Origin of the sequence: Enterococcus sp. AZ079, from assembly GCF_050547255.1 — a bacterium.
Taxonomy (GTDB): domain Bacteria; phylum Bacillota; class Bacilli; order Lactobacillales; family Enterococcaceae; genus Enterococcus_D; species Enterococcus_D casseliflavus.
The window spans coordinates 2,085,926-2,104,367 of record NZ_CP172955.1 but is presented as its reverse complement, the minus strand read 5'-3'; the positions used below and the strand labels follow the sequence as shown (position 1 = coordinate 2,104,367).

General features: G+C 42.9%; 16 protein-coding genes. 8 read left to right on the top strand and 8 right to left on the bottom strand.

Annotated features, from left to right (window positions below):
• Positions 1-2 precede the first annotated feature (2 nt).
• On the top strand, positions 3-2,603 hold the full coding sequence (locus IGJ15_RS10110) for a sensor histidine kinase (RefSeq protein ID WP_142967190.1): 2,601 nt from the start codon (positions 3-5) through the stop codon (positions 2,601-2,603).
• An 11-nt stretch (positions 2,604-2,614) separates the two neighbouring features.
• Positions 2,615-3,316 carry a response regulator transcription factor gene (locus IGJ15_RS10105; protein ID WP_086294957.1) on the top strand — a complete coding sequence of 234 codons (702 nt, stop codon included), beginning with the start codon at positions 2,615-2,617 and terminating at the stop codon, positions 3,314-3,316.
• 296 nt (positions 3,317-3,612) lie between these two features.
• Here the strand turns inward: IGJ15_RS10105 and IGJ15_RS10100 are convergent, their stop codons facing one another.
• On the bottom strand, positions 3,613-4,044 hold the full coding sequence (locus IGJ15_RS10100) for a GNAT family N-acetyltransferase (RefSeq protein WP_142967191.1): 432 nt from the start codon (positions 4,042-4,044) through the stop codon (positions 3,613-3,615).
• Positions 4,045-4,328: 284 nt separating this feature from the next.
• Here IGJ15_RS10100 and IGJ15_RS10095 point away from each other — a divergent pair, with 284 nt between their 5' ends.
• Positions 4,329-5,669 carry a peptidoglycan DD-metalloendopeptidase family protein gene (locus tag IGJ15_RS10095; protein ID WP_142967192.1) on the top strand — a complete coding sequence of 447 codons (1,341 nt, stop codon included), beginning with the start codon at positions 4,329-4,331 and terminating at the stop codon, positions 5,667-5,669.
• A 77-nt stretch (positions 5,670-5,746) separates the two neighbouring features.
• On the opposite strand, the gene IGJ15_RS10090 is transcribed toward IGJ15_RS10095, so the two are convergent.
• Complete coding sequence (locus IGJ15_RS10090) at positions 5,747-6,115, bottom strand: iron chaperone (RefSeq protein ID WP_010747910.1); 369 nt, start codon at positions 6,113-6,115, stop codon at positions 5,747-5,749.
• A gap of 416 nt (positions 6,116-6,531) precedes the next feature.
• Here IGJ15_RS10090 and IGJ15_RS10085 point away from each other — a divergent pair, with 416 nt between their 5' ends.
• From IGJ15_RS10085 to IGJ15_RS10070, 4 genes are all read left to right on the top strand, one after another.
• Positions 6,532-7,044 carry a hypothetical protein gene (locus IGJ15_RS10085; protein ID WP_010747911.1) on the top strand — a complete coding sequence of 171 codons (513 nt, stop codon included), beginning with the start codon at positions 6,532-6,534 and terminating at the stop codon, positions 7,042-7,044.
• Positions 7,028-8,383: a PTS cellobiose transporter subunit IIC gene (gene celB, locus IGJ15_RS10080; protein ID WP_010747912.1), complete on the top strand. Its 1,356-nt coding sequence runs from the start codon at positions 7,028-7,030 to the stop codon at positions 8,381-8,383. The genes IGJ15_RS10085 and celB overlap by 17 nt, the downstream gene beginning before the upstream one ends.
• A 101-nt stretch (positions 8,384-8,484) precedes the next feature.
• Positions 8,485-9,213 (top strand): GntR family transcriptional regulator, encoded by a 729-nt coding sequence (locus IGJ15_RS10075; protein ID WP_010747913.1) that lies wholly within the window; start codon positions 8,485-8,487, stop codon positions 9,211-9,213.
• Positions 9,214-9,372: 159 nt separating this feature from the next.
• The gene (locus tag IGJ15_RS10070) at positions 9,373-10,080 is read left to right on the top strand and encodes a demethylmenaquinone methyltransferase (protein WP_010747914.1); all 708 of its coding nucleotides are present in this window, start codon (positions 9,373-9,375) and stop codon (positions 10,078-10,080) included.
• A gap of 104 nt (positions 10,081-10,184) precedes the next feature.
• Here IGJ15_RS10070 and IGJ15_RS10065 read toward each other — a convergent pair whose 3' ends face one another.
• The 5 genes from IGJ15_RS10065 to IGJ15_RS10045 form a co-directional block, all read right to left on the bottom strand.
• Positions 10,185-11,990, bottom strand: coding sequence for an ABC transporter permease (locus IGJ15_RS10065; protein WP_010747915.1), 1,806 nt, complete (start codon positions 11,988-11,990; stop codon positions 10,185-10,187).
• Between the two features lie 13 nt (positions 11,991-12,003).
• The gene (locus IGJ15_RS10060; RefSeq protein ID WP_005225671.1) at positions 12,004-12,756 is read right to left on the bottom strand and encodes an ABC transporter ATP-binding protein; all 753 of its coding nucleotides are present in this window, start codon (positions 12,754-12,756) and stop codon (positions 12,004-12,006) included.
• A gap of 7 nt (positions 12,757-12,763) precedes the next feature.
• A complete protein-coding gene (locus IGJ15_RS10055) occupies positions 12,764-13,126 on the bottom strand; it encodes a YxeA family protein (RefSeq protein ID WP_010747916.1) in 363 nt (120 codons plus the stop codon).
• 167 nt (positions 13,127-13,293) lie between these two features.
• Complete coding sequence (locus IGJ15_RS10050; protein ID WP_010747917.1) at positions 13,294-13,644, bottom strand: hypothetical protein; 351 nt, start codon at positions 13,642-13,644, stop codon at positions 13,294-13,296.
• Positions 13,641-14,942, bottom strand: coding sequence for a DUF1576 domain-containing protein (locus IGJ15_RS10045; protein ID WP_081116754.1), 1,302 nt, complete (start codon positions 14,940-14,942; stop codon positions 13,641-13,643). Before IGJ15_RS10045 ends, IGJ15_RS10050 begins: the two co-directional genes overlap by 4 nt.
• A 377-nt stretch (positions 14,943-15,319) precedes the next feature.
• Here IGJ15_RS10045 and IGJ15_RS10040 point away from each other — a divergent pair, with 377 nt between their 5' ends.
• A complete protein-coding gene (locus tag IGJ15_RS10040) occupies positions 15,320-17,113 on the top strand; it encodes an oligopeptide ABC transporter substrate-binding protein (RefSeq protein ID WP_081116753.1) in 1,794 nt (597 codons plus the stop codon).
• Positions 17,114-17,370: 257 nt separating this feature from the next.
• On the opposite strand, the gene IGJ15_RS10035 is transcribed toward IGJ15_RS10040, so the two are convergent.
• The gene (locus IGJ15_RS10035; RefSeq protein ID WP_010747920.1) at positions 17,371-18,234 is read right to left on the bottom strand and encodes a helix-turn-helix domain-containing protein; all 864 of its coding nucleotides are present in this window, start codon (positions 18,232-18,234) and stop codon (positions 17,371-17,373) included.
• Positions 18,235-18,442 lie beyond the last annotated feature (208 nt).

The following is an 18,442-nucleotide window of genomic DNA, read 5'->3' as shown; positions in this document are numbered from 1 at the left end:
CTATGAGTGAAAACAACCAGCAGACGATTCCAGAAGAGATGCTGCTGCAAGCAGGCTTTGGACCTAAACGTGGCAAACTACGGGTGTTTTTCGGTTTTGCTGCCGGTGTCGGAAAAACCTATACGATGTTAACCGAAGCCCATGAGTGTTTGCTCATGGGCAAAAATGTGGTGATCGGCTATATCGAACCCCACAAACGTCCCGATACCAATCGATTGCTTGAAGGGTTACCACAAGTACCATTAAAGCAATACCAGCACAAGCAATTGACCCTTTATGAGCCAGATATCGATCGACTGATCCAACTAAAACCAGATATCGTCTTGATCGATGAGTTGGCACATACCAATCCCATTGGTGCGCGAAACAAAAAACGTTACCAAGATGTCGATGAACTATTAAATGCAGGAATCACCGTCTACACGACCATCAATGTCCAGCATATCGAAAGTCTGAATGATATCGTGGAAAAGGTCACAGAAGTGGAAGTCAGAGAAACGGTGCCTGACACCTTTTTCCAACACGCCAGTTTGCGGGTAGTGGATGTTGAACCAGACGAACTGATCGATCGATTGGAACAAGGAAAAATCTATGCTGATGAAAATGCCAAACGAGCGCTAAAAAATTTTTTTACGCCAGAAAAACTTGATCATCTGCGGGGATTAGCGATCCAAAAAGCTTCCAATCATATCAATCAAATGAACGGCGGTCGAAAACGAGTTCAAAGCAAGCTTTTGACCATCATTGATGATCGCTTGCCGAAAATGGCAGAAAAATGCATTCGTTGGACCGCTCGCTTAGCCCAAGGAGTCGGTGCCGAATGGACGGTCATCCAAGTTCGATCGTTAGATGATACACCTACCGAAGTGCCGTTGGCAGAGCGTTTGGGTGCAGAAGTCATCAACATTGAAGCGGATGACAGTTTTGAAACCATCGTAGAGTATGCCAAAATGACGGGTGCCAGTGACATTATCATGGGAAAAAAGGTTTCTCAAAAGTGGTTCCAAAAATTGTTTGTCGAGGATTTAGAAGACCGCTTGATTCGGCGCCTTGATGACATTGAGATCCATTTGATTCCTTTTAAAGAAAAAATGCAGCGACCACGGCTGACGTTTTCGCAACTATTTGAAGGCGGCGGTCGAGATTTCACCTTGACCTTTGGGTTGATCATGCTCGCTACCTTAGTGACAGAAGGCATGCAGTACCTGCATTTCGGCGAGCAGAACTTGATGCTGGTTTACATCTTTTTTGTTCTCTTAGTGGCCCGTTACACGAGTGGCTATCTATGGAGTGCCATGGCATCAATTATTAGTGTCCTTTCTTATAACTGGTTCTTTGTCGAACCCTTGTATTCCTTGACGGTCTATAAAGCAGGCTATCCAATCACATTAGTGATCATGCTGATCGTTGCCTTGATGATCAGTAACTTGATGGTTCGATTGAAGACCCAAGCAGAAAATGCCAAGGAAAAAGAGCATCAAATGGAGATATTGTATGAACTGAACAAACAATACATGGAAACGCGGAATGAGCAAGAAATCTATGAAAGTACGACCACCTATTTGGCACGCTTACTCCAGCGAGAAGTGGCGTTATATGACAGAGAAGGCCATTTAAGAAGTCTGCATTCTTCAAGAGAAACACTGTCTCAACTGACTGGCAAGGATGAGAAAGCCGTCGCTTTTTGGGTCGTGAAAAATCAAAAAGAAGCCGGTCGCGGCACAGATACGCTGATTGGTGCCAATGGGTTCTACTTGCCGATCGTTTTAAACGGCAAACCACTAGGCGCCCTTGGGGTAGAACGCAACGAGGAGCATCAGTTGGCCAATAGTCAATTGAATTACTTGCGCCTTGTGATCACCCAAATCGCGACCGTGTTGGAACAAGTCTCATTGGCGAGTGAGAAAGAACAGATCCAATTAGAAAACGAACGGGAAAAAGTCCGCAGCAATCTACTGCGTGCGGTCTCCCATGACTTGCGGACCCCCTTGACGACGATTTCTGGCATTGCCGAAACATTGAGTGAAACCGAAGGCGTGATCAAAAAGGAAACGAAACAAAAGCTGCTGGGAGACATCCAAAGTGAATCCCAGTGGTTGATCCGCATGGTCGAAAACTTATTGTCGGTGACCCGCATCAACTTGACCAATATGGCGGTCAAGCGCAGTGAAGAACCAATCGAAGAAATTATCGAAGCGGTTTTGACACACCTAAAAAAAGTCTATCCGCAACAAAAGATCATCGTGAAGATGCCTGATCAGCTGATTTTTGTCCAAGTCGATCCAATCTTGATTGAACAAGCCTTGTTTAATTTGATTGAAAATGGGGTTCGCCATGGAACCGCCGATACACCGATTTTCTTGCGAGTTTCTCAAGAGCAAGAAGTGGTCATTGAAATCGAAAACCAAGGGGAGATCCCCTTAGGACAATACCAAAAAATCCAAGCGAATTTGACCAATGACACCGAAGTGCCGGTGGATTCAAAAAATGGATTAGGCATCGGACTGAGTATCGTGAAAACCATCATCCATGCCCATGAAGGCAAATTAGCAATCGAAACGAAAGCAGGCAGTACGATCTTTCGTATTTATTTAAAGCAGTAAGGAGGGAGAACATGCAGCGACATTTTTTATTGATTGAAGATGATTCGAATATCGTTGATTTTATGGAGGTCGTCTTGCAAAGAGAGCATTACAACTTTACGTCAGTCGGCACTGGCATGGAGGCATTGATGCTCTTGCAGGAAGAAACCATCGACTTCATCTTGCTGGATCTGGGCTTACCGGACATTGACGGCATGGAGCTGTTGAAAATCATTCGTAAGCGCATGAACACACCGATCATCGTGATCTCTGCTCGCAAAGATGAACAAGACAAAGTGCAAGCATTAGACCTCGGTGCCGATGATTATGTAACGAAGCCCTTCAGTACCAATGAATTATTTGCCCGTATCCGCACGGCATTGCGGCACAAGGAGACAACTGCCTTTAGCAGTAGCCCGATTCTTGTAAACAAGGAGTTAACGATCGATTTTGAGAAAAAAATCCTGTACAAGAATCAAAATGAGATCCATTTGACCAAAAACGAATACCGCATCATGGCAGTTATGTTTAAGAATTTGGGCAAAGTCGTCACTTACGATACCCTGACTAGCGAAGTCTGGGGACCTTTTGCAGCGGATGCACAAACCTTGCGAGTCAATATCTCAAACATTCGCAAAAAAATCGAAACCAATACGCTGCAGCCAGAATATTTGATCACTGAAATCGGCGTCGGGTATCGCTTGCGGGAGTATCCAGCAGAACTCTCTGAATAAATTCGTTTCAACTGTAAATAGCCTCTTCCTAAACTTTAGGAGGAGGCTATTTACTTTCATTGCATCAATTACCATAGTATCCACTGCTTTATACCCCATAATACAGTGACAATCCAAGGGGAGAAGGGACTGCATGAAGGGGGAAATAATCAAACATGTCGCTTATTCAAATTTTGTATATTTGTCCAATATGTATTGCTGGGAAATAGGTTATTTGATCAGTCATACTTTTTTATTAAATAGTTTCCAAAGGGATGGTTAACTAACAGGTACAAAAAATTGGAAAAAAAGCAGCATCAACGATGCCACTCCATGGTGTTTTCGATTTCATTGGTATCAGAGTCCAGTTGTTCAGAAACGATGGTAAAGCCATGTTTGAGATAAAACGCAATAGCAGCTGTATTTTTTTGGTAGACATTCAGAGTCAACTTCTCGTGTTCTGCTTGTACTTTTTGTAAAAGCTGCTTGCCAATGCCGAGGGCACGATAGTCTTTCAAAACGAAAATACCAGCGATATAATCATCCAACATCCCGATGAAGCCGACGGGCTGATCCTCCACCGAATAGGTGTAGATAAGGGCATCGGCAAAGGATTTTTTCACAAAGTCATAGTTATCTTGCCAATGGGCAGCTGAAATAAAGTCATGGGCATCCAAATTGCTTTGCAGCCAAATCTGGGCGATAGTTTCTAATTCAGAATCGGTAAATTGGGTCACTTGTTGTATCATGAGAACCTCCATTTTTTTATCCAGTATAGCATAGGTCCACTGCTGATTACTGCAAATCGCGGCATTTTCGTAGGCAATCGGACAGGAGATGAACCGATTGATAAGTAACGAAGGTTAAATGGCGAAGAAAAGCAATCTTTTTCGATGAAATATTCTAACAACTTTGTTTCAGCTAGATGTCAATTTCTTGCAGCCAGATGTTATTTGTGTGAAAACAGCCCCAAGAGTGAAATCTTTCGGTATGCTAAAGAAAGCGATAAGACACATCTAGTTAAGGAGAAAAAATGAAAAAGACACTTTTGGTTGCAAGTTCACTTGTTTTGCTGACGCTGCCTGTCGTGACGGTATCCGCAGACAGCTTTGATCAGAAGATCCAGCAGCAAAATGAAAAAATCAATGACATAAAAAATGAAACCACCTCATTAGAATCACTGAAACGATCTACAGAGGCAGAGATTCAATCGATTGAAGGAGAAATCCAAGCAATCCTACAAAAGAAAACGACGACGGAAGAAGAAGTCAATGCCTTGGCACAAGAAATCCAAGTCCTTGAAGAGAAAATCATCAAGCGCACAGAAGTACTGGCGAATCAAGCGCGTGACATTCAAACGTCGGAACCTTCCAATCGTTTGTTCCAAAAAATCGTTGAAGCGGAGTCCATCGGAGAAGCTATTCAACGGGCGATCGCTTCAGTAACGATCATGAATGCCAGCAATAGCATCGTCGAACAACAGCAAGAAGATATTGCAACAAGCCAGAAATTGGAAAAAGAGTTGCAGGAACAATTGGTTGCAATCGAAGAGCAGTCAAACGCATTACAAGGAAAACAAACGGAATTAGCTGATGTCAAGTTGAATCAAGAAGTTGCACTAGCCGACCTTGCCTTGGCGTTGAACACCGAAGAAGAGAAAAAAGACCAATTGGAAGCGGACAAAGCAGAAGCACAACGGCAAAAAGAAGCAGCGTTGAAGCAATTGGCTGAGCAAGAAGCACAAGAAGCAAAAGCGCGCAAAGAAGCAGAAGAAGCAGCAAAACGTCAGCAAGCAGCAGAAGCCAAGTCAGCTGAAACCGCCGAAAGTCCTGCCGTTCAACAAGCAGCAGTGGCAGCAGCCCAGCCTAAGACGGAAGCCGCAGTGGCGCCAGAAACATCGGTGTCGTCAGAAAAAACTGCAGCTACGCCTGCACCTGTGCAGCAAGCAGCTGAGCCAAAGGAACAAGCAAGCACAGGTGGATGGCAAATGCCAGTCGATTCGGTTCATATTTCGAGTCGTTTTGGGTATCGAACAGATCCAACAGGTGCATCAGGAAATCAACATAATGGCATCGACTTTACTGGGGGGACAGGAACGCCGATCTATGCGATCCAAGCAGGCGAAGTCGTTGAAGCGGGCTATGGTCCGTCAACTGGTAACTATGTGATCATCAAACATGCCAATGGCGTTTACAGCTACTACATGCACTTTAGTACGCTGCCAGCTGTTTCGGTCGGACAAAGCGTCTCAGCTAGACAATATGTTGGCGGTATGGGAACGACTGGGAATTCAACTGGCGTCCATCTACATTTAGGGATGTCAACAAGCTTATGGTCAGGATTCTTTGACCCAGCGCCAGAATTAGGCTTATAACAGTCAGAAAAACCGCAGAAGCGAACAGGCTTCTGCGGTTTTTTGGGTTGCTCTTCTTTTACGAAGTCTCGATTGGCTCAGCGCCAAAAGCGGGTCATCTCCGCTTTGTCTTTCAGGTTGAAAGCGATCATGTCCTCAATCAATGCTTGATCGATCGGCTCAGTCCACTTGATGCGAAAAATGTTATCCGTATGGCTGTAGCCAGCTTTTTCGATGGCATCGGCAAACTGTTCAAGACACTTGGTTTCAGGGGAGACAGAAAAATGCGGTTTTGAAACGCTGAAACCGATAATAAAGGTCTCATGGGCGGTGAACATCGGCTGATTCCACTTGATGACTGGAACGAGGTCAGGAAATTTCTTGGTAATAGCGGCAAATAAGGCACGCAGTTTTTCTTGTTTTACTGGATCTTCAATGCTGGTTAAGTAAGTTTCTAATACATCCATTGGGAGGATCTCCTTTCGTTTTAAGGAACGAGTACAGGGAATGTCGATCACTAAAAATAACGCGTGTTCGAAATCAAACACTTTGTTACTTAGAGTGTACTGTAAAGTTAGCAACTTTACAAACCTGTTGCCTTGTTTTGGGGAACGCCTTCAGGAACAAACACTGTCTGCAAAAACGAATGCTAAAAATAACTTTTTTCTACTCGAACAAAAGCCAAGAGTCAGGAACATTCCCTCTTTATCCTGCAAGGTTCCTTGAGATTAGCTTAACTTTTCAGAAATAACGAATGAAAAAGCAGATTATTTTCAGAGAACACTTTCAAAAAGAAATCGGTTGCATACAACAAGAATTCTGCTAGAATATAACTTGTTCGAACAAGTTGTTGAGCGAAAGCAAAACGAAAGGAGGAGGACTTGTGACCAAAAGGAAACCGGTAACCCAAGCAGCCAAGAAAGAATATGCAAACAAAAGTATGCGGTTTAATCGTTTTTTACTTTTTCGTTATATGACTGCGATCTTTTTCTTTGTCAATCTTTATTGGACCCTATTGAGTCTGTCTCAATGGACATGGGCTGGTTTGATTCCCATTGCCTTATTGATCGTTGATGGACTTATACTTATTGAACAAACTCAAAAATATTGGCAGCAATCGAATCGTTTACTGGTGACAAAAATCGGTTATTGGCTCCAATTCGGCGTCAATCTCATTGCAATTCTATTTATTTTGATCGGACAGCAAGCAACGTTGATTCCTTTTATGAATCAATCGGGTAGAGGGATCTTACTTGCCTTGTTTTCTGTCGGCATGATGGCGTGTTTGTTCATTCAGCGTAAAGCGTGGTTGATCGAGCATGACCGCGACAAATATTTCACGTATTTGACTACATTTGAAACTCAAGGAGGAACAGTCAATGGATTCAGAAAATAACAAAATGTTTGCCTTCTTGGACCGCTACTTAATGGGTCCAATGGGGAAAATCTCACAATTACGGATCGTTCGTGGGGTCATGGCAGCCGGGATGGCGTCGATTCCTTTCACTATCGTAGGATCGATGTTCTTGATCGTCAGTGTTTTGCCACAAAGCTTCCCTGCATTAGAAGGTATTTGGAGTGCGTCATTCGATAAAATCCAAAATCTTTACATGTTAGGTAATACCGCAACAATGGGGATTTTAGCCCTTTACTTCTGTGTCGTGTTTGGTTACGAGTACACGAAAATCCAAGCGCAAGAAGAGAAAATCGTTCTTAGCCCAGTCAATGGAGCATTGCTTTCAATGATGGCGTTCTTTATGTGCTTGCCACAATTAGTTTTTGAAGGCGGTATGGCAACACTAGTCAATGTGATTTCTGATGACCAAAAAATCATCGATGGCTGGGAAATGGCTGGCGGCGTTACTCGTTTAGGAACAACTGGGATCTTTACAGCGATCATCATGGCGATCATCGCCGTAAAAATCTATGCATTCTGTGTGAAACGCAATATTGTCATCAAAATGCCTGACACAGTGCCAACAGGAGTATCTTCCTCTTTTACGGCATTGATTCCAACGGCACTGACTTCATTAGCTGTGATCGTTATCAATGGTGCATTAGTCGCAATGGGCACAGATATTTTCAAAGTCATTGCGATTCCGTTTAGTTTCGTGACGCAATTGACCAGTACCTGGATCGGACTGCTTGTTATCTACTTCTTCATGCATGCATTATGGATCGTCGGTATTCATGGGGCAACGATCGTGACCTCATTCTTGACGCCAATCGTGTTGTCAAATATGGTGGAAAACCAAAATGGTGCCAACATTGCCTTTGCGGGTGAATTTAACAACAGTTTCGTTACGATCGGTGGTTCAGGAGCGACGTTAGGAATGGTGATTTTCATCGCATTCTTTGCAAAATCAGCGCAGTTAAGTGCTTTAGGAAAAGCAGCGATCGTGCCATCCTTCTTCAATATCAATGAACCGATTTTGTTCGGGATGCCAGTGGTATACAACCCGTACACAGCGATCCCATTCTTCTTAGCACCGATGGTTTCAATGTCCGTTGCTTATTTTGGCATCAACTTAGGCTTTGTTAACCCACCGATTGCTCAAGTAGCGTGGCCGACCCCAATTGGATTATCTGGCTTTATTGGTTCAGGTGGTGACTGGCGTGCCTTTGTCTTAGCAATCATCTGTGCAGTCGTTGCTTTCTTGATTTGGTTCCCATTCATCAAAATGTATGATGGCAAATTATACAAGGACGAACAAGCAAACGCAACGAAGGCATAATCAATCCGTTTTTTTGATAAGCCGGCTATGAAAAATAGCTGGCTTTTTTTACGCCAAAGATCATAATAGTAGTAGAGAATCCGAAGGAAAGGAGTAGGCAAATGACGAAACTCAGTATTGAAGACTTAGCAGCGGAATTGATCAGAAAGATCGAAGCGGGTGACATAGGAAATGAGCAGGGGAAGATGCCTAGTGAACGAGAGCTTTTGGCGATTTATCCAGTTTCTCGTTATACGTTACGTCAAGCCCTCAATAAATTGAGCAAGATGGGCTGGATCTACCAGATGCAAGGCCGCGGCTCGTATATTCGCTTTCAAAACAACCAAAAACCGGCCATTGAACAAGGAGATCTTGGCTTCAATGAAGACTTGACACGGGGCGAGAAAAACATTCGAACGGTCAAAGCCTCAAAGCGGCTGGTCAAAGTATCAGAGGCGCTGTTTCTTCCAAGTCAAAAACAATTTGCGAAAGATCAACACTTTATCGAAGTCCAACGGTTTCGCACGCTAGATGACAAACCCTATTTGATTGAACGTTCCTATTATATACCTGAAATCGTAGGGGAGATCTCCGAAACGATGATGGAAGGGTCAATGTTCCAAGCTTTGGCAGAAGAAAAACAACTGACAGTCGCCTTCATCGACAAGTTTATCCAAAGCAAACCGTTAACGAAGGAACAAGCTGCCTTCTTTCATTTAGGAGAAGGCATGCCAGCATTGATTGTAAGGGATGATAGTTACTTAAAAAATGGCGAACTATTGGCATTTTCGATGATTCATTATGATTATCGGATGGCAACCTTGTATATGCACAAAAAGATAATACTTTAAGTTATTAACAATGCAAATCGACTAAAAACGATGACAAGCATGGTCTTTGTTCCCCTCGTTTTTTCGTGCTAGACTAAAATTATCAGCAGCTTTTAGCAACTGGCAGCTAAACGTTGAGAATTTAGCGTCTAAAACGAGGAAAAGAAAGGACGTGCCGCAATGGCAACAACAGCCAAAGAAACCAAAGTACATGATGTATTTGAATCGATCGCTTCCCGTTATGATCGAATGAACGGTATTATCTCCTTTCAGCTGCACAAACGGTGGCGCAAGGACACCATGAAACGAATGGCAGTACCAATGGGTGCTGAGATATTGGATTTATGCTGCGGTACCGGGGATTGGGCGTTTGCGTTGAATGAAGCGGTCGGTCCGAAGGGGCAAGTGACCGGTGTTGATTTTAGCGAAGAAATGTTAACGGTTGCCAAAGAAAAGGCACAGAAAAAGCAACAAACGCAGATCCAGTGGCAGACTGGAAATGCGATGGCATTAAGCTTTCCAGACGAGCACTTTGATTATGTGACGATCGGGTTCGGGTTGAGAAATGTCGCGGATCGCCAACAAGTCTTGGCGGAGATCCATCGGGTGCTGCGCCCAGGCGGGAAAATCGTTTGTCTTGAAACATCACAGCCCACACTGATCGGCTGGCGGCAACTGTTTACTTTTTATTTTCACCATGTCATGCCGTTATTTGGCAAACTGTTCGCCAAAAGCTATCAAGAATACTCCTGGCTGCAGGAGTCTGCACGGGATTTTCCTGACAAGGAAGCATTGAAACGAGAATTTCAGGCAGCTGGCTTTGATGTGTTGCAAGTCAAAAGCTATGCAGGAGGTGCGGCGGCGATGCATCTAGGTGTCAAACCCTAAGCTTGCTTTCCCTTTGTCCGAGAAAAAACGAAAAAATGAAAGAGACCATCATGCCCTTTATGGCTTGATGGTCTCTTTGCGTTGAGCAATTCAGAGAGTGATTGTTATTTTTTCTTTGGATTTAAAACAATGTTGGTGTATAACCCAATGGTCACCACGTAATAAATGGCGTAGAGGGCGATAAAGATGCCAAAAGGTAGCCATAGGTCATGGTACGGATCGATCATCAAGGTGGTGAACATTTTTAGACCGAACAAGACATGGATCATTCCTAAGATACCAGGAACTAGGAAGAGCACGCCGATCTCTTTGCGGATCGAGCTTTTCAGTAAACGCGTGCGGGTACCGATTTTTTTCAACATCGTGTAACGTTGAATGTCGCTGTTTGCCCCTGAAAGAATTTTGAACATCAGGCAGCTAGCTAACATCGTCAAGAAGGCGATACCCAGGAAGAAGCCCATAAATTCAAAACCAGAGAAAATCCCGTTATAGCTGTCGTAAGCGAAGACCCGTTGTGAGAAATTCATATCGGCGGTTTCTGAAGAATTTGCGTCTTGATTTGCTTGCGCCAAATCACGCAGCCCATCGTAGCTTGCTTGAAAGTCTTTGACTTGTACCATTCGCAAGCTGGTTTCCGATGCATTGACCGCACCAAAAGTGGTCTGATCCACGACTTGGATCTCCTTACCTCGTTGTTCTGGTAAGAGGTAGCTACGCAATTGGTCTTGGGCGGTCACATCAGAAGCTAATTGATCGCCAGTCAGCTTGTTGTAAGTGACATCGACACTCAACTGATCCATACTGGAGCTGAGCAAGTTGTTTTCGTTGAATTGTTCCTTCACGTAATAAATGGTGTCATCTGTTTCTTTCATGCTGTAGGTCACATCAAGGGTCGGGTTTAACGCATTGACTTTTTCGTCAGAGGCGTTTTGGGCATTGTTCAAATACAAGTCATAAGGGGCAACAGTTTTTGCCAAGATAGGGATCTCGTTTTTAAAGCCAAGACCAACCGTCAAGGCACCTAATGCTAGAGCAAAAAGCATCGCCACCATCGAAAGCATCTGGGTATACTCACGAATCCGAAAGCTTAATTGCGACAAGGTGAAATTGTTTAACTTTTTCAACGCGATCGTATCGTTCTTTTTTAATAGGGATAAAAGAGCGATGATCACCGAACGAAAGACTAGGTATGTGCCAAGAACAATCGTGACAAGGGCGATGCCGATCCCGATCAATTGGAAGGTCATCAAATCGCTCATCATATAATAGCCGATGGCTAAGGAACAAAGACCTAAAATGGTTTGCAAGAAGAGCAAGAATGGCCGTTGTTTGACTTGTGCCGGCGTGCTTGTTTCTCGTAATAATGCTAAAATCGATTTTTTGGCAATTGCCCGGGCATTGAAGATGGCAGCAATCAAAAAGAGAACCGAGAAGAAGACGACGGTTACGATCAATGCCTCTGGACTAAATGCTGCATAATGGGTGATCTGCAAGTTTAATTGATTGACTAGCAAAGTATTGACACCACTTGCTAAGCCGATCCCTAAGATAGAGCCGACAGCGGTGGCAACGATACCTACCATAAAGGTTTCGATAAAAATCATTTGGGCGATCTTTCGTCCTTTGGCTCCTAACATCATAAACATGGCATAGTCCTTTTGTCGCATCGCCATCAAGAAAGAATTGGCGTATAAGATGTAGGCAAAGGTAATGATCCCTAAGAGGACCGAGCCAAAACGAAAGACGAAGACCACCATACTGATGATCGAGTTGCTTTTTAAAAAGGCTTCATTGCTCGCCATTGATTCGAACATATAAAAGATGGCTGAAGCCATGACTAAACCAGAAAAGAGGACGATATAATCCTTCAACCGAGCTTTGATCCCGGTAAGTGATAGTTTCCAAAGCATGTGTTCTTCCTCCTTATTGTTCCAAGTTTCCTAGAATGACAAGGATCTGGCGGTAAAACGCTTCGCGGCTTTGATCCTCACGTTTGACTTCTTGATGGATCTTTCCGTCCTTGATAAATAAAATACGTTGGCAATAGCTGGCAGAAAGGGGATCATGAGTGACCAATAAAATCGATACTTGGTCATTGGTATTCAAGTCGTCCATCATATTCAATAAGTCTTTCGCACTTTTTGAATCCAAGGCACCTGTCGGTTCATCCGCAAAAAGGATCGTTGGTTCCGTGATCAAGGCTCGAGCGGCTGCCACCCGTTGCTTTTGTCCACCAGAGATCGCTGCTGGATATTTGTCGAGAATATGTGTGATGGACAAGCGTTCTGCGACTCGTTTGATCCGTTGTTGGATGATCTTTGGTTTGACTCCTTGTAAAGACAACGGGACAGCGATGTTTTCTGAAGCCGTTAAGTTTTCTAATAGATTGAAGTCTTGGAAAATAAAGCCGATTTCACGGCTGCGGAAATCGGCCAAGGCATCGCCTTTTAGTTTGGTGATATCGCTATTGTTGATGCGAATGGCACCTTTTGTCGGATGATCCAAAGTTGAAAGAATGTTTAGTAGGGTGGATTTCCCTGAACCAGAAGCCCCCATGATCCCAATGAATTCGCCTTTTTCAATATCAAAGCTGATGCCTTTTAAGGCTTCGGTTTGTTTTTCGTTAGCTTTTCCATACACTTTGGTCAGTTCATTTGCTTGAATAATTTTTTCCATCGTTGCGTTACGCTCCTTTTAATTGGGTTAATGCTTTGGCAGGGATGTCTTTTTCTTTGACCTCTTCATAGCCAGTTACCCCTTTTTTTTCGTTCCAAGTAAGCTTCAAATAGGCTTCTTTACGCAATGGTCGTTCTTGGAAACCGTTGAAATCAAGGGTTTTGCTTTTGCCGTTTTCGTCATACCCTGGCAATTCGTAATGGTATTGCGTATAGACATTCCCATTGTCATCCTTAGAAGTCGTCTTTTCACCATCTGTAGTGATTTGGACATAGTAGCTGTCGCCGCCCATGATGACGGTTTGTGCGACTTGCAATGCGCCGAACCCTATGAGGAGGAGCGCTGCAAGTCCAATCAGAAGTTTTTTCATCTATCGGTCACCTCGTTTTTTATTATGATGAAAGTATAACGCTGGTTTTCTGAAAAGTAGTGTGAAAAATCTATCAATAAACTTTCATTTTTGTCACGACAAACGAACAAAAAACGTTTCTAAAGGGTGAAGGTCACCGCTTAGAAACGTTTTTTGCGTAGGGCTTTTCAGTTGTATTTTTTGCGATACAATTCAACGATCAATTGCTCATCCTCGTACATGATGGATGCTTCGTCGATCATCAATCCTAATAGATAGTAATCTTTTTCTTCATGGATCGTTTGATGACCGCCTAACAGCTCCACATAATAATTTTCTAACGTGCTATCTCTTGGTGTGTTGAGCATGTCGATAAAATGTTCTAAATCAGAGGGCTGCTCTGGAAATTGACCTTGCACAACTGCTTTAAACCCCTCTGCTTCAAAGGCCATCTCACTTATTATCTTTTGACAGTCATGGGACAAAAAGTAGGTGACCACTTCATCGACGATTCGCCGTGCCCGTTCTTTTTCAATCATTTTCTTCTCCGCCTTCTGATTTGCTGGTATTCATCTAACAATGGTACCATTGCTGCCGCGACAAATCCACTGGAAAAGCCATTATTGTATAAGTTCAATCCTCCATGTAAATAGGTGATATTTGTGACCAAGGCTGCATGGACCACCCCAGCGATTACGCCAGCAACTGGACCATAATACCCACTGATGGGGGCTAGACTGGTGCCGAAGATCGCTGTCAGCAATAAACTGAAGGTCGAGACATCAGAGGTCAAACCGACCTTGGTTGCTAAAACCACCCCAATCATGACAGGCAAACTATTTCTCCAGTGATTCCCGAAAGCACTGAAACCAATCACGGTCAGTATTGCGCCTAAAAGGGGACCAGATAGTTCGCCTTGTAAGAAGAAGACAAAGAACAGCATCAACATCCCCATCATCGCCATGTTCATCATCGTGACCCCAAGGGAAAAAATCGTGACATAGTCCGTCATTAATTTCCCTGACGTTTGAAAAAGCTCAGGCAAGCCTTTGAGGGATCGCTGATTTAGAAGATAACCGATAAGAAACATGGCAAGACAAAGAATGAGCAAGAACCCAGTCAGATAATAGTGATACTCCGTCGTCAACTGTTTGTTTGAATAGACTTCCAAGTCGAACAGCCGTAAAAAACTCGTGAAAAACATAGTGATGATGCCAGCAGCAAACCCGATATTATACAAAGAAAAACCTTGGTGGAATTGTAAAAATTGAGCTGCTAGAGGAGGGAGCGCCAAACCGATCAATAGACCGATCCCATAACCAAAAGCGATCCCGACTGGTAAAGGCAACCCTAAACCGAATGCTAAGTAACTGATGACCGGCGAGGCGGCACTGCCAAATAAGGCAACTAGTGAATATTGTGTAGCGGGGCGTTGCTGTATGTAAGAATATAAATAGACACCAAGTGGAATGGGAATCGAGTTAAAGATGTTTTTTCCAAAAAAAGAAAAGCCAGATATGGTAAAAAAAGCAGCGATCATTGGTCCACTAATAATCGTTCCTTGCTTTTTCGCAAGGAGGATACTGATCAATGTCAATAAGCCACTGTTTAAAAAGGCGCTTCCAAGATTGCCGATCGCAAAATAATCAGAAATCAAATTGCTGGGGGCATTTAAGATTGCCAGCGAGCCTTGCCACAAAGCTTGAGGAGGGGAAGCAACCAAGCCAATGAGGATCAAGACGATGCTATACGCCAAAAGCAAGCGCTGGGTTAAGAGCTGTGAGATAGGTGCAAAGGGTTTCGATTTTGTTTGTAAGAAAACTCGTTTATCTGCCATAGTTTCATTGAACGCTCCTTTTTTTCATAGTATCACACCTTTTAGCGACAAAAAAGTATTTTTTGACAGTTTTAAGTAGCAGGACGACGAGAGAAATGAGAACCAAAAAAGGGAGAAAAAGAAAAATTTAAGAAAATGCGAATAAAAATAACGGCGATGTATCAAGGAGAATCGCCCTTTTTTCAATAATTTCATCAATCGGTGAAATTATTGACAGAAAGAATTTTACGAAAATTGTTATAATTTAGTTAATCTCGTTCAGATTTTCTAATAAAAAAGCCATTTTAAGATAAAAAAAACTGTTTGCTTGGTTTTTTTATTCGAAGATCGAGTGATCACTGAATCACGAGGAAGGGATTTAAATAAGGAGGAAGAGTATGAAGAAAACGAAGTTTGGCATGATTACTTTATTGGCAGCGCTTGTTTTAGGGGCTTGCGGACAAAGTAACGAAGGTGGAACAGGTTCGACAGATACACAAGAATCATCAACTGAGGCAGCTGGATTTGATATCAATGATTTGCAGCTTGCAGTTGAAAATAACGATGAAGTGATCGATGGGGGCGTCTTAGATGTTGCGGTAGTAACAGATACGCAATTCCAAGGGTTGTTTCAATGGGAGTTTTATCAAGATGCTTATGACCGTGACTTCATGTTACCAAGCCATGAATATTTGTTCCTACAAGATGAAGATTTCCGAATTGTGAATGGTGGACCAGCTGATTTAGAATTAGATGTCGATAATAACAAGGCAACGATCACTTTGCGTGAGGACTTGAAGTGGTCTGATGGGGTCGATGTAACGGCTGAAGACGTGATCTTCTCTTATGAAGTCATCGGACATCAAGACTATGATGGCGTTCGTTACAACAATGATTTTACAAATATCGTTGGTATGGAAGAATACCACAGCGGCGAAGCTGATACGATCTCGGGGATCACAGCAGTCAGTGACAAAGTCGTTGAAATCGAGTTTAAAGAAATGCATCCAGGTATGCAGCAATCCGGTGGAGCGATCTGGAACTCTGCACTAGCGAAACATGCCTTTGAAGGCATTGAAGTGGCAGATATGCCTTCAAGTGATCCCGTTCGAACCAATCCAATCGGTTTTGGTCCATACAAAATGAGTAATATCGTACCAGGTGAGACGGTGGAATATGTACCGAATGAACATTACTATGGCGATACACCAACCTTAGAAAAAATCGTGATGCGTAACGTCCCTTCGGCTTCAATCAATGAAGCGTTAAACGCGAAGCAATACGATTTAGTCTTAAAAATGCCAACAGATACCTTTGATACGTATCAAAACATGGATGGCTACCAAATGTTAGGTCGTCCAGAACAATCTTATACGTATCTTGGCTTTAATTTAGGTTCATGGAATGATGAAACAAACAGTGTTGATTTTGATCCAAATGCAAAAATGGCGAACAAAGCATTGCGTCAAGCAATGGGCTATGCCATCGACAATGATGCGATCGGTGAGCGTTTCTATCACGGCTTGCGTTCAAATGCTTCAACATTGATCCCACCTGTTTATGGTACGTTGCACAACAGCGATGCAAAAGGATACCATTTAGATATGGAGAAAGCAAACCAACTTCTAAATGACGCTGGCTTTATCGATGTGGATGGCGATGGCTTCCGAGAAGATCCAGATGGCAACAAATTGACCATCAACTTTGCGTCAATGTCTGGTGGGGAAGTTGCCCAACCATTGGCGGATTACTATGTTCAACAATGGCAAGAAATCGGTTTAGATGTTCAATATTCAACAGGTCGTTTGATCGATTTCCAAGCCTTCTACGACAAGCTGAAAAACGATGATCCAGATATCGATGTCTTCCAAGCTGCTTGGTCTACTGGTTCAGATCCATCACCAACCAGCTTATGGGGACCAAATTCAGCATTTAACTACACTCGTTTTGAGTCAGATGAAAATACTGAATTGTTAGCTGCGATCGATTCAATCGATTCCTTTGATGAAGCAACACGGAAGGCTGCTTTTGATGCATGGCAAGAATATGCGATTGAAGAAGCTTTTGCGATCCCAACGTTGTATCGGAATCAAATCTTACCGATCTCTGATCGTGTCGCAAACTTTACCTGGGCATTTGACGCCGATCATAACCCATGGGCAACCATCGGTGTGACTTCAGAATCTCGTTAATCGGTTAGTAAATTACACAAATGAATCGGCAGCAGCGTGTTCGTTGCTTTTGCCAAGCAAAATCAGTTAGGATTAAAACCTAACTGGTTTTTTCTTGGTCCATGTAGACGGAAGAAGCAAGTCGCATGTTGAACCCTTCATTTTGAGCGGCTGTTTCGTGGGCGGGTTGGAGTGACATTGACGAAAAAGCTGAGCTCCGTTGGAAGATCAGCTTTTTTTGTTAGATAACATTACATAAATGTCCATTTAATAAGCGGCTAAATCGCACGATTGGTAACAGCAGCAAGCAACTGTTGGAGATCGTTTTTATGGTTCTGGTAACCGGCTTGTTCAATAACGACTAAGGTGTTTTTTAGAATCTCTTTGTTCAACTGAGCGGATTGCAAATACGAGTAAATTTCCTGATACAGCACTTGATGGATTTTCAAATAAAAATAGAGGGGTGTATTGGGGAGCGGTTCAGACAAGAGCAGAAACTTGTTTAGTAGATAGGCATCTTTATTTTCGCTGGCAAAGGCACAGCCGTTTAAGATCACGACACTTAACAGATTTGCATAAAATGGATCATTGGCGTAGTGAAGAATTTTTTTGATCCCATGATCTAAGTAATAACTGATCGTTTCTTGGTCAAAAATAAATAACAAATTTGAGAATAAATTTAACTCAAAGCGCCCCCAGGTTTCGATATCAAACAAGTATTGCTTTACCAGTTCGACTTCTTGAGTGTAAGCTCCTTGATTCATCAGAAATGATTCACGGTTGAGCAGCAGCAATCCTTGGACATACAAAGAATAATAGAAAAAATTTTGTGTCTCAAAGTAGCGTTTTTCCAGGCTAGTCAAGTAGTCGAGAGTCAGTGTTCGCTCATAGTAACGGGTATAGAAATCTTGCACCAGCTGACGTTTCTGATCCGTGACTTCGCTGTCGATCAACAGACTGAACTCATGAACCGTGATATTCATTTTGTCTAAGTAGTCAAATAGGGTTTGTGATGAGAGGTTTGTTTTACGATTTTCGAATGAAGAAAGGGTGGTGCGTGAGGAAATACCTTCGGCAAGCTTGGCTTGCGAGATTTTACGATCTGTGCGCAGTTTTTTGATTAAAGAGCCTTGCTGTTTCATGGGGGACCTCCTTAATTGTGACGCATTTCTGAACAATGTGATTTTAATAACATGTTATCAAATATAATAAGGTATAGCAAATAATAAAGGAGGTAGTTTTTCATGGAATTTGAACCATTCGGCCCTTGGGAAATCAACCCATTTAAAAACTAGTACTGCCTTTTCTGCGAAACCTTATCGTTGACCTTTCAATGATAAGTCTTGTGAC